Source organism: Vibrio sp. AH4 (genome assembly GCF_030710545.1).
Classification (GTDB): Bacteria; Pseudomonadota; Gammaproteobacteria; order Enterobacterales; family Vibrionaceae; genus Vibrio; species Vibrio metoecus.
In genome coordinates this window covers 415941-429102 of record NZ_JALAIV010000003.1, presented here as the reverse complement: position 1 = coordinate 429102, position 13162 = coordinate 415941, and the positions used below count along the sequence as shown (strand labels likewise).

Sequence of the window (13162 nt, the reverse complement as noted above, 5' to 3'; positions counted from 1 at the left end):
GCCATGACATTATGAAACTTGTGGAAATGGATTATGGATAACACAAAAACCTATTCGAAAACCTCGATTGCTCTGCACTGGATAGTTGGTATGGCCTTTATTGGCGTATTTATCGTCGGAGCCTATCTATCCGACTTACCGCGTGGGCCAGAAAAAATGGAACTGGTGGCGCTGCATAAATCCTTTGGCGTGCTGATCTTGCTGATCGTGCTCGCGCGGGTCTTTTGGCGAATCAAAGAAGGGGCGATTCCGCCAGCCTCTGTGATGCCAGCTTGGCAAGAAAAAGTCGCGAAAGCGGTTCATGGTTTATTGTTGCTCGCCACACTGGCGATGCCACTTTCTGGGATCGCGATGAATATCGGCGGAGGGCGTGCACTGGAAGTGTTTGGTTATACGCTGGTTGCGGCAGGTGAAAAAGTGGTTTGGTTGCAAGAGCTTGGCGCAGCCGTTCACAAAACTGCGCCTCCCATCATTATTGCTATCGTGCTGCTGCACATCGCGGCGGTGCTTAAGCATCAACTGATTGATAAAGATTCCACTATGGCTCGTATGTTAGGCCGTGGTTAATACCCTAGCCTCTCATGTTGTCCATCGTACCTAGCGGAAATTATTAGGTGCAAGCATAGAAAAAGCCACCAACGCATGGTGGCTTTTTATCATTCATCCTTACAAAAAGGCTTTATAAGGCAGTTCTGGCTCATTTTTGAAGATATCTTGGAAGCCACGGAAATGCTGGTAATGCATGCGTCCTTTATCAGTTGGGTAGGTGTATTTACCGCCAACTTGCCAGAAGAACGGCGCAAATTGGTACTGTAAGCGATCTTTTTTCATATTCCACAGCACTTCGATTTCACGCGGATCATTTTGGAAGTTCGCCCAGATATCGTGGTGGAATGGCACGACAACTTGGCAATCGAGCGATTCTGCAGCGCGCAATACATCCGAAGAGGTCATTTTATCGGTCACTCCGCGTGGGTTCTCACCGTACGACAGCAGCGCCACATCAATCTGGTAATCGTTACCATGTTTCGCATAGTAGTTTGAGTAGTGTGAATCACCGGAGTGGTACACAGAGCCACCCGAGGTTTCAATCAAGTAGTTGACGGCTCGCTCATCCATACCATCCAAAATCGCTTTGTCGTAAGACGATACGCCTTTCGGTAGTGTCACTAACGCTGTGCGATCGAACGAATCCAGCACGCGAATCTTAACATCGCCGATTTCAAGCACATCACCGACTTTTGCCACAATGCAGCGCTCCTGCGGAACACCCCATCCTAACCACAAATCAACACAGGCTTGTGGGCCAATGAATTTTACGTGCTCGCCGCAGTTTTGCAGCACCGCTGCAGCAACGTTAACGTCAATGTGGTCAGCGTGATCGTGTGAAGCCAGCACCGCATCAATTTCTTTAATTGCAAACGGATCGAGTGGGAAAATTGAGGTACGTAAGTTAGGTTGCAGCGCTTCCACACCGCCCATACGCATCATCTGATGTTGAACGTTCATCAAGCGATTTTTCTGCGTTTTTTTACCGGTTCCGCACCAAAAATCGATAGAAAGGTTGGTGTTGCCAGCACTCTTTAACCAAATCCCAGTACAGCCTAGCCACCACATCGAAAAGGTATTTGGCTCCACGACCGTTTGTTCAATCTCTTCATTTAGCCAAGTTCCCCACTCAGGGAACGTACTCAAAATCCAGGATTCGCGAGTGATTTCATTCACTTTACTCATAACAACACCTCTTGTTTCACAACGTTAAGATAAATTTTGGATGTAGGGAGCCAAGCGCCGAAATCCTGAGGATTGGCACTGGCCAGTTGGGTTAGTTTTTTTAATTTGGTAAAAGTGAGTGAAACGCTACACTAAAATCACTTGCGTCCCTTGCGCTTCAATGGCTTTCACCACTTCAGCATTCGCATTTTTACCTGTGATGACGATGTCAATTTTGCTGGTAGGGCAAAACAGCATGCCGGTACGCTGCCCGACTTTTGAGCTGTCCACTACGACCACCAGCTTATCGATCTGCTCCAGCATCTGCTGTTCGGCAACCGCCGTGAGCATATCGGTTTTGTACAATCCCGCTTCGGTTAGCCCTTTGCCAGAGGTAAACATCCAGTTTCCAGCATAACCGCCAAGAGAATCTGGTGCGGGGTTGAGGAAAATGCTTTGCGCTCGATTGTATTGTCCGCCAATGATGATCACATCGTCATGATCTTCATTGATCAGATAGCTCGCCAAAGGAAAATAGTTGGTCACTATCTGTACGTTTTCGCCACACAACTGCTGACCCAGCAAAAAGGCGGTCGAACCACAGTTGATCACCACACTATCGCCCGGTTGACACAGCTCAGCCGCTTTCAAGGCAATCAGCGATTTCTCTTCATAATGCTCTGTGCTGTTGATATTGAGCGGCGACCACTTTCTTTTTTTCGTTTCAATCCGCTCTGCCCCATTACGCACTTTGCGCAGCTTACCTAGCTCATCGAGCTTGGCGATATCGCGCCGCGCTGTGGCCGGAGAGACATTAAAGCGCTCAATAATGTGTGAAACGTTAATTGCTTGATTCTCTTCAAGCAGAGACAAAATACCGTTATGTCGTTGAACTTCATTCATACCATCACCTAACTGAGAAAAACTCACCGAATGTCGACTTAGTGATTACTTGGTGATTAATCTTGATTGAATTTGATTCTAATAATCACCCATAGACTTGTCAAACTTTCTGAACATAGAAATCATACATTTATCACAATTAAATTTAAGTGATTGAATTTAAATAACTTAATTAATTATAAGTGATCTACCTATCATTTATGCGGTTTAATTTTGGCCAAAATTGATAAAAATCAAAATAATCACAAATGAGCATTGAATGATTACTTTTGATTGTTAAAGTCTATTCCGTGAGCAAAAGGAGCGATTTTTCGCACTACCAAAAATCACTCTTCCTACATCAAAACAACTAAGGGTAGAGATATGGAGTTCTTGTACGACGTTTTCTATATTTTTTACAGCCAAGTAATGACCAAAGCCCCTTTGCTGCTAGGGCTAGTCACCTTAATCGGCTATTGGCTGCTAAGACGCGATGCGACAACCATCATTAAAGGTTCAATCAAAACGATTGTTGGTTTTATGCTGGTACAAGTGGGCGCAGGCACACTGGTTGCTGGCTTTAAACCTGTGATTGAAAAGCTGTCGCAATACCACGGTTTAACCGGATCAGTGATTGACCCCTACACCTCGATGATGGCCACCATGGAAACCATGGGCGACAACTATTCATGGGTCGGGTACGCCGTACTGCTGGCGCTGGCGATCAACATTCTGTTGGTGCTGTTTCGCCGCTACACCGGCATTCGTACCATCATGCTGACTGGACACATCATGTTCCAGCAAGCGGGTTTGATTGCGGTGTTCTACTTTGTGCTCGGCGCTGGCATGTGGGAAACCATCATTTATTCGGCGGTATTGATGGCGCTCTACTGGGGCATCTCTTCTAACATCATGTTCAAACCGACCGAAGCAGTCACTGGCGGCGCGGGTTTCTCCATCGGCCACCAACAGCAAGTCGCTTCATGGATCGCCACCAAAATTGCTCCCAAACTGGGGGATAAAAAAGACAGTGTTGATCACCTGCAACTGCCTAAATGGCTGCATATTTTCCACGACAGCATCGCTGCCACCGCGATTGTAATGACCGTGTTCTTCGGCATCATTCTGCTCTCTTTCGGTCTGAATAATCTGCAAGAGATGGCGGGCTCCACCCACTGGACTATCTACATCCTCGAAACGGGCCTTAAGTTTGCCGTCGCGATCCAAGTGATTGTGGCCGGTGTGCGTATGTTTGTCGCCGAGCTGTCCGAAGCGTTTAAAGGCATCTCCGAGCGCGTTATTCCTAACGCGGTGCTCGCGATTGACTGTGCGGCGATCTACGCCTTCTCCCCCAATGCCATGGTGTTTGGTTTTATGTGGGGCGCACTCGGCCAGTTTGCAGCAGTCTTAGCCATGCTGGCGTTTAATGCGCCAATCATGATCATTCCCGGCTTCATTCCTATGTTCTTCTCCAACGCAACGATTGGCGTCTTTGCGAACCATTTCGGCGGTTGGAAAGCGGTGATGAAGATCTGTTTTGTGATGGGCATTATCGAAGTGCTCGGCTCGGCATGGGCAATTCACCTCTTCACCCAACAAGGCACCGAATTCAGTGGCTGGATGGGCATGGCCGACTGGGCACTGGTCTTCCCACCGATTATGCAAGGTTTGTCCGCCTCGAAACTCTTCTTCTTCGTACTGGTTGCACTGGCGTTGGTCTACATGTTCTTTGCCTCCAAACAGTTACGCGCCGAAGAAGATGCACAAGGCAGCATCACGGTCAGTGACGAGCCGGAAGTGATTGAAGCGGTTGAACAAGCTCTGCAAGCCGCGCAAGGCACTCGTCCAGTGAGCATTCTGGCAGTGTGCGGTAACGGCCAAGGTTCATCGATGATGATGAAGATGAAAATCGGCAAGTATTTGGAGCAAAAAGGCATTCCACATGTGATGGATTCTTGCGCGGTGTCTGATTACAAATCCAAACTCGCGACCACCGACATCATTGTCTCCTCGAAACACCTCTCAGCCGAGATGGAACCGGGCGAAGGCAAGTTTGTGCTCGGGGTGCAGAACATGCTCAACCCAAACTCGTTTGGCAATGAGCTGCTCGACATTATCCATAACCATTTTGTGAAAATTCGCTAGCTCGATAGGCGGTGGGTAGCCGCACCTCTCTGGTTGCCTACCGCCCCTACGACAATAAGAAGCTGATTTGATCAGCTCTACTCTGGAGATAGAACCATGGGACTCAAACAATCCTTAATCGAAAACAACTCAATCCAACTGCAAGCCAAAGCCAATAACTGGCGTGAAGCGATCAAAATTGGCACCGATATGTTGATTGCCTCAGGCGCCATCACTCCAGCCTATCACGAGGCGATCATCGCCAGTGTCGAGCAGCTCGGCCCCTACATCTGCATCGCTCCTAATCTTGCCTTGCCCCATGCGCGCCCTGAAAACGGCGTGTTGAGAACCGCTTTTGCGCTGGTGACCTTACAAGAGCCGATCTATTTCGAAGGCGAAGATGAGCCGGTGGATGTGCTGATTACCTTAGCCGGCAGTTCCTCCGATGAGCATATGGAAGGACTGATGGAAGTGACGCAAGTGCTGGATGATGAAAACAGCGACACCGGAGTGGATCTGGATAAGCTGCGCCGCTGCCGCGATAAACAGCAAGTGTATGCGGTGATTGACCAAGCCCTCTCGCAACAAGCTTCTGCCCAACAAGAATTAGCGCACATCGCGTAGGAGGGAGTATGTACAGCGAACTGAAACAACGCGTATTCAACGCCAATCTCAAATTGCCCAAATACGGCTTAGTGACTTTTACTTGGGGCAATGTGTCGGAAATTGACCGCGAACGCGGCGTACTGGCGATTAAACCGAGCGGCGTGGAATACGATGCGATGCGCGCCGAAGATATGGTGATTGTCGACCTCACGGGCAAAGTGGTGGAAGGCAAATTGAACCCATCGAGCGATACCGCAACCCATATTGAACTTTACCGCGCCTTTCCCGACGTCGGCGGCGTAGTGCACACCCATTCGCGCAGCGCCACGATTTGGGCTCAAGCGGGCATTGATATTCCCGCGCTCGGGACAACCCATGCTGATTACTTTTACGGCGACATTCCCTGCACGCGTAAGCTTTCGCACAGCGAAATTGCTGGTGAGTATGAAAAAAACACCGGCCTAGTGATCGTCGAGGAGTTTCGTCATCGTCATATCGATCCGATGGCGGTACCGAGTGTGATTGTGGCCGGACACGCGCCTTTCTCTTGGGGCAAAAATGCCGAAGATGCGGTGCACAACGCCGTGGTGCTGGAAGAGATCTCCGCCATGGCACTCGCCACTCGCTCGCTCAATAGCGGCATCAAAATTCAGCCCGAATTGTCCGATAAACACTACCTGCGCAAACACGGCGCGAACGCTTACTACGGCCAGAGGTAATCGCTATGTATAAAGTGCTCGCCTTAGATCTTGATGGCACTGTGCTCAGTGACGATCACACCATCCATCCACAAGTCAAAGACGCGATTCGCGCAGCTCAGCAGCATTGCCATGTGTTGATCGTCACAGGTCGTCACCACACCGCTGCGCGCCCTTACTACGATGAACTGGGTCTGACCACGCCCATCATCTGTTGCAACGGCACGTATGTGTATGACTACGCAAGCGAAACGGTGCTGGAGCACAATGCGATCGATAAGCAAGATGCGCTGACCTTTATCGATCTGGCCCAAGAGTTTCAGCTCAAGCTGGTGATGTACATCAAAGATGCAATGACTTACTCGCAGCGCAGCCCCATCGCGTACATGCAAGCATTGGAAAAATGGGCGCAAGCAGCTTCTCTTTCTCATCCGCCGCAAATCTTTGCGATTGACTCCTTTCACCAAACTGCGCGTGACTCTGAGTTTGTGTGGAAATTTGTCGTCGAAGGTTTACCAAGCTCGGTCGAACGACTCCTAGAGCATCCGTGGGTGAATACCCGTTTTAATGGTGAACGCTCTTGGTCAAACCGCATTGATTTTGCCGCCAAAGGCAACAGTAAAGGCCAGCGCCTTGCACAATACGTCGCCCAGCTTGGCTACGCCGCCAACCATGTGATGGCGATTGGCGATAACCACAATGACATCTCCATGCTGCGCTATGCCGGCCACGGCGTGGCGATGGCCAATGCCGATGACACCGTGAAATCTTACGCGCGCAGCCTTTGCTCAACCGATAACAACCACGCTGGGCTTGCCCAACTGATACGTGAACATATTCAAGGATAAACAGTATGACCAAACCAATGATTCAAATCGCCCTCGACCAAACCAACCTAACCGATGCCGTGGCCGTAGCAAGTAATGTCGCCAGCTACGTCGATGTGATTGAAGTTGGCACCATTTTGGCTTTCGCGGAAGGAATGAAAGCGGTGTCGACTCTGCGCCACAACCATCCGGATCATATTTTGGTGTGTGACATGAAAACCACCGATGGCGGAGCCATTCTCTCGCGCATGGCATTTGAAGCGGGGGCCGATTGGATCACCGTCTCAGCCGCCGCGCACATCGCGACCATTGCCGCGTGTAAAAAAGTGGCGGATGAGCTGAATGGCGAAATCCAAATCGAGATTTATGGCAACTGGACGATGCAAGATGCTAAAGCGTGGGTCGATTTAGGCATCACTCAAGCCATTTACCACCGCTCACGCGATGCAGAATTGGCAGGGATTGGTTGGACGACGGACGATCTCGACAAAATGCGCCAGCTCTCTGCGCTCGGCATTGAGCTTTCGATCACCGGCGGCATCGTACCAGAAGATATTTACCTGTTTGAAGGGATCAAAACCAAAACCTTTATTGCCGGACGTGCATTAGCAGGCGCCGAAGGCCAACAAACCGCGGCGGCTCTGCGTGAGCAGATCGACCGTTTCTGGCCATAACAGGAGGCCGCATGTATCAACATTTACTGCGCAACCGCGTTGGCTTGTATGAAAAAGCGCTGCCCAATCACTTAAGTTGGGAGGAAAAACTGGCCTGCACCAAAGAGCTCGGCTTCGATTTTCTGGAGATCTCGGTGGATGAAAGTGACGAGCGCCGCAGCCGCCTCGATTGGGATGATGTCACCATTTATTCATTGCGCCGTCTTTGTGAAGAGTATGGCGTGCCGCTGCAATCCATGTGCCTTAGCGCTCATCGCAAGTTTCCGTTTGGCTCGGCCGATCCCGCGCTGCGCGATGAGGCGCTGAAAATTATGCAAAAGGCGATTACCCTCGCCTACAAACTGGGTATTCGCACCATCCAATTGGCGGGGTATGACGTCTATTACGAGCCCGCCAACTCAGCCACTCATCAGCGTTTTATTGAGGGCATGCAACACGCCGCCCGTTTAGCTGAGCGCGCTGGCGTGATGTTAGCCGTTGAAATAATGGATACCCCTTATCTCAATGCGCTGAGTAAATTTGAAGTGCTGAATCGGCAGATCCAATCGCCCTTTTTTACGGCGTATCCAGACGTTGGCAATATCTCAGGCTGGAATTATGACTTGCTGACCGAACTCTCGTTAAGCAAACCTCACATCACTCAGATCCACCTCAAGGACACTTACAAGGTGAGCGAACAGTACGCCGGACAGTTTCGTGATTTAGTGATTGGCGAAGGCGACGTCGACTTTGATGGACTGTTCTGCCGCTTAAAAGCACTGGATTGCGTGGTGCCGTTAGTGATTGAAATGTGGGCGCACGATGAACAGTGGCAACAGCATATTCACACCGCGCAGCGTCGATTAAACCAAGCTTGTGATCGCGCCGAACTCCCTCGCTTGTTCCCTCATCTTTAAGCTCCTGAGCCGCGCAACGCGGCACTTCCCGAACAGGGAATGTGCGGTAGGTTTCCCCCAACCTACCGCACCTTTGCAAGCTCATCTTCATGGTTGACTTCATCCGCACCTTGACGCACAGTGGCGACTGTTTGTTTGAAATTCCAACCGGTTAGCATGAAATTACTCCACCTTCAGCTGTTTTGGTACGAGAAGCACCACACCCTACTTGAATTAGAGGCCCTGCCACAACTGAGCCCAACACAACAGCAAGAACTCGAAGAGTGGATCAAAACGCGGCGCAAAATTCTCAGTTATGAAGTGCATCAACACGCGTGGATTAAGGTCAACGCCGATGGTTTTTCATCACTGCTGACCTTTAAACCCAACGGCACCTTGATTGAGAAAGACATGTTCAGCGACAAAGCCCTGCATGGTTTGTGGAAAGTGATGGATGGCTTCTTGTTCGTCAAAGTGATCAGCGGCGAGTTTATTGTCGAATACCAAATTGTCGGTCACCAACCTCACCCAGTGCACTGCGGCATTGAATACATCAATGGCCGCGTGAGTAGCTACAGTAAGTTTGCCCAATTGGCCTCGAAAGAATAGCGCTTCAAAAGCCACCGTCTCCTTAGCCTTCCGGTTTATTAGGTTTGTTGTTCAGATTATCCGGTCTAAACATACCCAAAGTGCACATATCGCCACCGCACCACTTATCCATAAATTTCGCAGCAGCATGGCACGGTGAAACACGCGGCTTTGGGTCGCGATTTCATTTTTGCGCTTTAGAATTTGCTGAAGTAACAACCATAACCCCAACAAAGCGAGCGCCAGTTGCAGTGCAGAAAACAGCCCGATTTTGATCAGCAATAACATACCTGCCGTTAATGCTAACGAACTGCGAGTCCACGCCAGTTGCGTTCTTTCACGCTGCAAACCGGGGTCGCGCTCTACCTCAGTTTTCATCCCACTCATAATGCCCAAAACCCAATCAACACAGCGAAAGCAATGACCACACCGGTCATCACCATCAGGCTTTTGCTGTATTTAAACGGGCCTTCAAGCCGCATCGCTTTCTCGTTTTGGTACCAACGCAGAAATGCCCACACGGCAGTGGCAAATGCAACGCCTGCCAATGCCGGCGTTAGCCACTGGCTGTGGCTTAATATCGCCGAATCGTGCGTCGCGCTGAGCAGATCTATCCCCACCGCAGTAGCAAGAAAGGCCAATGCCGTACGAATCCATGCCAAAAAAGTCCGTTCATTCGCCAAAGAAAAACGATAATCCGGATCTTTACCCATCTTCATTGCGAAAAACCTTAATGTGCAATCACTGTTGTATGTGTTGAATCGAGCTCAGTGCGGTATGCATGCTGAACGAATCTGTCAAAGTAATGAGTTTGAAAAAGACGATATCAAAAGCCGCCATTTGCAGCAGTTGTGGTGTCACCATGCCTAATTGAGAATGCTCTTCGGTGTAACTATAAGGGATCACATAATCCGCCAGTTGCGCCACTTTATCGCGCCCATAGCGTGTTAACGCAATCACTTGCGCGCCATTTTGTTGAGCACGCTCAATCGCGGTCAACACTTCTTGGGTATTCCCCCGCGCAGAAACCACCAACAGCACATCATCCGCTTTAAGCAGTGAAGCTTGCACAATTTGAATGTGATAATCCTGATTAAACTGTACGTTAAAACCCGCACGAATCAGCTTGTGGTTGATATCTGCCGCGACGATCGCCGAAGCGCCAATCCCCGCCAACGCAATCTTGTTAGCCTTGAGCAGTTGCTGCGCGCACTGCTCTACCGATTCCGCATCCATCAGACCAATCGATTGTTCGATAGTCGAAACAAACAGATGTTTGGCTTTTTCAATAATTTGCGCCGTGGAATCACCTGTCTCAATGCTGGCATAAACAGATTGAGCCGTACGTGCCATAACTTGTGGCGCTTGGGCGGCGAGTTTTAACTTCAGATCAGGAAAACCACTACAACCGAGACTTTTCGCATAGCGAATCACTGACGAATCACTGATCCCAAGCAGCGCGCCGACTTTCGTCGCGCTCAACTCCGATAAATCGAACTGTCGTTCAACAATCAATTGCGAGAGCTTTTGCTCATTTTGATTACTCGAATGTACTAACGTTTTTACCTTGTTGATGAGTTTATCCATCGAAGATCCTTGTTAACTCAAAAAGCCGCCCCCCATTAACGCGGTGACGGCCAGATACTACCGATTCTACTGGTTTTTTTCGACTGGCTCAGTGAAGCCAAGCAACATAGAGGCAATAAAACCCACCACCCATGCAGCCAACACAGCAAACAAGAAAGAAGGAATTTGCCCTTCACCCACGAGTGGGATTAATGACAGGCCAGCCGTACCAAATGGAATGATGATGCCCACTTTAAAAGCCGCCATCATAGCGCCCCCTGCAAAACCGCCGATGCAACCTGCGATAAAGGTTTTTCCAAGCGGCAGCGAAACACCAAACAGCAGTGGCTCGCCCACACCCAGAATCCCTACCGGTAAGGCACCCGTAATGGTTTTCTTTAAACGCTCATTTTTGGTTTTTAAGAAAACATAGGCCGCCGCACCCACTTGGCCCATACCGCCCATCGCCAAAATAGGGAACAGATAATTGAGGCCAAACGTTTCTAGAATTTGCGCATGGATTGGGATCAGCCCTTGGTGCAAGCCAGTTAACAGTAGGAATAAGAAGCCGCCCCCAAGCACACCACCAACAGCAACAGAACCCGCTGACTCATTAAGCAATGCAACAGAAACCAGATTGCCTAACCAAAGGTTCACGGCGTGTGCAATCGGCTGTAACACCAGCAACGCAACCGCAGAGGAAACCAGAATTGTCAGGGTTGGTGTGAGAATCAGATCAAGGCTTTCCTTACAGTGACTGCGAAACCAGAGTTCAAATTTGGATGAAAAGACACACACCAGCAATACGGCAAACATGCCGCCACCGCCCGGTACTAAAGTATTTCCAAACAGTTGAATATTGGCCAGCCCCGGCGCCGCTAAAATGGCTGCCATCACTGCGCCAATCGCGGGTGAAGCGTGCAGCTCTTTCGCGGTGTTCATCCCGATCATCACCGATAACACGGCGAATACCGCTTTACCCACCACGGTGAACAGGTCAAAAATTTCTGGGTAAGTCGCCACAAATTCTGGCGATACCAGTTTAAAAATGTTGACGAGACCTAAAACCAAGCCACAACCAATCAAAGCAGGAATGGTTGGGACGAAAATTGCGGCTAAGGTGTTCAGCACACGGCGAACCGAGAATGGCTGAGCGGCTACAGGAGCACTGGTTTGAGCCTTTACACCACTACCTGACATTCTCTTTTGCAGCACACCCGTTACCTTCGCTGCCGTACCCATTCCCACAATGATTTGATACTGCTCGCCAGCATCTACCACGCCTTTAATGCCCTCGACTTCACGCAGCGCTTGCATATTGAACTGGCTGCGATCTTTAAGCACAAGGCGAACCCTTGTCATGCAGTTGGTTAAGGTCGCGACATTCTCAAAGCCACCAATATGGCGTTCAATCTCGTCGGCAATGATTTCCAAATGTTCTATCTTGTTAGCCATATCAGATTCCTTGCAGTAGCTGCTGTTTGAGGGATTGGAAAGGTTTAGAGGCGATAAGAAGAGCTTTAGATGGCTCAATATCCAACCAATGCAGCAGCACCGCAGCGCGCACATTGTAATTGACCTGATTGAGTAAGGCTTGCGCCTCATCCCTCTTCACATCACAGATTTCACTGACGATGCGCTGAGCTCGCACACGTAATTTCTCGTTGCTAGCTTTGACATCAATCATTAAGTTGCCATGAACTTTACCTAGCTGAATCATCACCGCCGTGCTGAGCATGCCAAGTAACATCTTTTGCGCAGAACCACTCTTCATACGCGTAGAACCTGACAGCACTTCTGCACCAACATCGGGTGCAATCGCAACATCCGCCAGTTCGGAGATCAAACCCCATCCGCGAGTACTCAATGCAATGGTTTTAGCGCCTACTTGTCTTGCGTATTCAAGCCCAGATAGCACAAAAGGTGTGCGTCCACTTGCTGCAATACCAAGTACCACATCTTTCGCACAGAGCTGCCGGGCTCTTAACTCAGCAGGTGCAGACTCTCGACAATCTTCGATATTTTCTACAGCACTCAGCATCGCCGCATGACCGCCCGCAATAATCGCCTGAACCAATTCCGGTTCAGTGCCAAAAGTCGGGGGGCACTCAGCAGAATCCAGCACACCAAGACGTCCGCTGGTTCCCGCACCGACATAGAACAAGCGACCACCTTGGCGCATCTGTTCAGCAATAAGGCTTACCGCTTCCGAAACTTGCGGTAATACACGGCGGATCGAGAGCGCAACACTGGCATCATGTTCATTCAGTAATTCAAGAATTTTGAGCACTGGCAGATCCGACAAATTCGCGGTCTCCGGGTTTAGCTCTTGACTCACAGTGGATAACAACTCACTCATAACGCTCTCCGTTGGTTTTCGACATTGAGATAATAACTTAATGTCGAAAACCAACAACCATGCAATTAGTAAAAGTCGAGATTCGTCACAAGGAATTTCATTAACGATACGAATTGATATCAACCATCCATCGCAATTAACAATGAATGTCCGAAAATTGACCATAAAAAAATCCGAGTGCACGAGGCACTCGGATTAGCAGACATGACTTATAAGTTTTTAGTTCTCCTCGTCATAAGACGAGAAATCA

Annotated in this window: 15 protein-coding genes; 8 read left to right on the top strand and 7 right to left on the bottom strand. The window is 49.5% G+C overall.

Annotated features, from left to right (window positions below; genetic code table 11):
- Nucleotides 1–33 precede the first annotated feature (33 nt).
- The gene (locus tag MKA69_RS14990) at nucleotides 34–567 is read left to right on the top strand and encodes a cytochrome b (protein ID WP_305848393.1); all 534 of its coding nucleotides are present in this window, start codon (nucleotides 34–36) and stop codon (nucleotides 565–567) included.
- A gap of 99 nt (nucleotides 568–666) precedes the next feature.
- On the opposite strand, the gene ulaG is transcribed toward MKA69_RS14990, so the two are convergent.
- Nucleotides 667–1734 (bottom strand): L-ascorbate 6-phosphate lactonase, encoded by a 1068-nt coding sequence (gene ulaG / locus MKA69_RS14985; protein WP_095463421.1) that lies wholly within the window; start codon nucleotides 1732–1734, stop codon nucleotides 667–669.
- Between the two features lie 126 nt (nucleotides 1735–1860).
- Nucleotides 1861–2616, bottom strand: coding sequence for an HTH-type transcriptional regulator UlaR (gene ulaR / locus MKA69_RS14980; RefSeq protein WP_017686548.1), 756 nt, complete (start codon nucleotides 2614–2616; stop codon nucleotides 1861–1863).
- 363 nt (nucleotides 2617–2979) lie between these two features.
- On the opposite strand from ulaR, the gene MKA69_RS14975 reads away from it, so the two are divergent.
- From MKA69_RS14975 to MKA69_RS14945, 7 genes are all read left to right on the top strand, one after another.
- Nucleotides 2980–4740 (top strand): PTS ascorbate-specific subunit IIBC, encoded by a 1761-nt coding sequence (locus tag MKA69_RS14975; RefSeq protein WP_305848392.1) that lies wholly within the window; start codon nucleotides 2980–2982, stop codon nucleotides 4738–4740.
- 96 nt (nucleotides 4741–4836) lie between these two features.
- Nucleotides 4837–5343, top strand: a complete 507-nt coding sequence (locus tag MKA69_RS14970) for a PTS sugar transporter subunit IIA (protein WP_001897404.1) — start codon at nucleotides 4837–4839, stop codon at nucleotides 5341–5343.
- Nucleotides 5344–5351: 8 nt separating this feature from the next.
- Nucleotides 5352–6044: an L-ribulose-5-phosphate 4-epimerase gene (locus MKA69_RS14965; protein ID WP_000286772.1), complete on the top strand. Its 693-nt coding sequence runs from the start codon at nucleotides 5352–5354 to the stop codon at nucleotides 6042–6044.
- 5 nt (nucleotides 6045–6049) lie between these two features.
- The gene (locus MKA69_RS14960; RefSeq protein WP_095467491.1) at nucleotides 6050–6871 is read left to right on the top strand and encodes a Cof-type HAD-IIB family hydrolase; all 822 of its coding nucleotides are present in this window, start codon (nucleotides 6050–6052) and stop codon (nucleotides 6869–6871) included.
- A gap of 5 nt (nucleotides 6872–6876) precedes the next feature.
- A complete protein-coding gene (locus MKA69_RS14955) occupies nucleotides 6877–7524 on the top strand; it encodes a 3-keto-L-gulonate-6-phosphate decarboxylase UlaD (RefSeq protein WP_000165660.1) in 648 nt (215 codons plus the stop codon).
- An 11-nt stretch (nucleotides 7525–7535) separates the two neighbouring features.
- Entirely contained in the window at nucleotides 7536–8420 is an 885-nt protein-coding gene (locus tag MKA69_RS14950) for an L-ribulose-5-phosphate 3-epimerase (RefSeq protein WP_000284318.1), read from the top strand.
- Nucleotides 8421–8576: 156 nt separating this feature from the next.
- Nucleotides 8577–9008: a hypothetical protein gene (locus MKA69_RS14945; RefSeq protein ID WP_084998109.1), complete on the top strand. Its 432-nt coding sequence runs from the start codon at nucleotides 8577–8579 to the stop codon at nucleotides 9006–9008.
- Nucleotides 9009–9059: 51 nt separating this feature from the next.
- Here the strand turns inward: MKA69_RS14945 and MKA69_RS14940 are convergent, their stop codons facing one another.
- The 5 genes from MKA69_RS14940 to murQ form a co-directional block, all read right to left on the bottom strand.
- The gene (locus MKA69_RS14940) at nucleotides 9060–9365 is read right to left on the bottom strand and encodes a DUF202 domain-containing protein (protein WP_232477803.1); all 306 of its coding nucleotides are present in this window, start codon (nucleotides 9363–9365) and stop codon (nucleotides 9060–9062) included.
- Nucleotides 9366–9370: 5 nt separating this feature from the next.
- Nucleotides 9371–9706 (bottom strand): YidH family protein, encoded by a 336-nt coding sequence (locus MKA69_RS14935; RefSeq protein WP_001913933.1) that lies wholly within the window; start codon nucleotides 9704–9706, stop codon nucleotides 9371–9373.
- A gap of 22 nt (nucleotides 9707–9728) precedes the next feature.
- Nucleotides 9729–10574 (bottom strand): MurR/RpiR family transcriptional regulator, encoded by an 846-nt coding sequence (locus MKA69_RS14930; protein WP_000359366.1) that lies wholly within the window; start codon nucleotides 10572–10574, stop codon nucleotides 9729–9731.
- A 66-nt stretch (nucleotides 10575–10640) separates the two neighbouring features.
- Entirely contained in the window at nucleotides 10641–12008 is a 1368-nt protein-coding gene (locus tag MKA69_RS14925; protein ID WP_305848391.1) for a PTS transporter subunit EIIC, read from the bottom strand.
- Between the two features lies 1 nt (nucleotide 12009).
- A complete protein-coding gene (gene murQ / locus MKA69_RS14920; protein WP_305848390.1) occupies nucleotides 12010–12912 on the bottom strand; it encodes an N-acetylmuramic acid 6-phosphate etherase in 903 nt (300 codons plus the stop codon).
- Nucleotides 12913–13162 lie beyond the last annotated feature (250 nt).

Coding starts and splice junctions, on each gene's coding strand:
- MKA69_RS14950 (WP_000284318.1), top strand. CDS start 7,536: ATGTATCAACATTTACTGCGCAACCGCGTTGGCTTGTATGAAAAAGCG.
- ulaG (WP_095463421.1), bottom strand. CDS start 1,734: ATGAGTAAAGTGAATGAAATCACTCGCGAATCCTGGATTTTGAGTACG.
- MKA69_RS14935 (WP_001913933.1), bottom strand. CDS start 9,706: ATGAAGATGGGTAAAGATCCGGATTATCGTTTTTCTTTGGCGAATGAA.
- MKA69_RS14930 (WP_000359366.1), bottom strand. CDS start 10,574: ATGGATAAACTCATCAACAAGGTAAAAACGTTAGTACATTCGAGTAAT.
- MKA69_RS14975 (WP_305848392.1), top strand. CDS start 2,980: ATGGAGTTCTTGTACGACGTTTTCTATATTTTTTACAGCCAAGTAATG.
- MKA69_RS14955 (WP_000165660.1), top strand. CDS start 6,877: ATGACCAAACCAATGATTCAAATCGCCCTCGACCAAACCAACCTAACC.
- MKA69_RS14940 (WP_232477803.1), bottom strand. CDS start 9,365: ATGAAAACTGAGGTAGAGCGCGACCCCGGTTTGCAGCGTGAAAGAACG.
- MKA69_RS14965 (WP_000286772.1), top strand. CDS start 5,352: ATGTACAGCGAACTGAAACAACGCGTATTCAACGCCAATCTCAAATTG.
- murQ (WP_305848390.1), bottom strand. CDS start 12,912: ATGAGTGAGTTGTTATCCACTGTGAGTCAAGAGCTAAACCCGGAGACC.
- MKA69_RS14945 (WP_084998109.1), top strand. CDS start 8,577: ATGAAATTACTCCACCTTCAGCTGTTTTGGTACGAGAAGCACCACACC.
- ulaR (WP_017686548.1), bottom strand. CDS start 2,616: ATGAATGAAGTTCAACGACATAACGGTATTTTGTCTCTGCTTGAAGAG.
- MKA69_RS14925 (WP_305848391.1), bottom strand. CDS start 12,008: ATGGCTAACAAGATAGAACATTTGGAAATCATTGCCGACGAGATTGAA.
- MKA69_RS14970 (WP_001897404.1), top strand. CDS start 4,837: ATGGGACTCAAACAATCCTTAATCGAAAACAACTCAATCCAACTGCAA.
- MKA69_RS14960 (WP_095467491.1), top strand. CDS start 6,050: ATGTATAAAGTGCTCGCCTTAGATCTTGATGGCACTGTGCTCAGTGAC.
- MKA69_RS14990 (WP_305848393.1), top strand. CDS start 34: ATGGATAACACAAAAACCTATTCGAAAACCTCGATTGCTCTGCACTGG.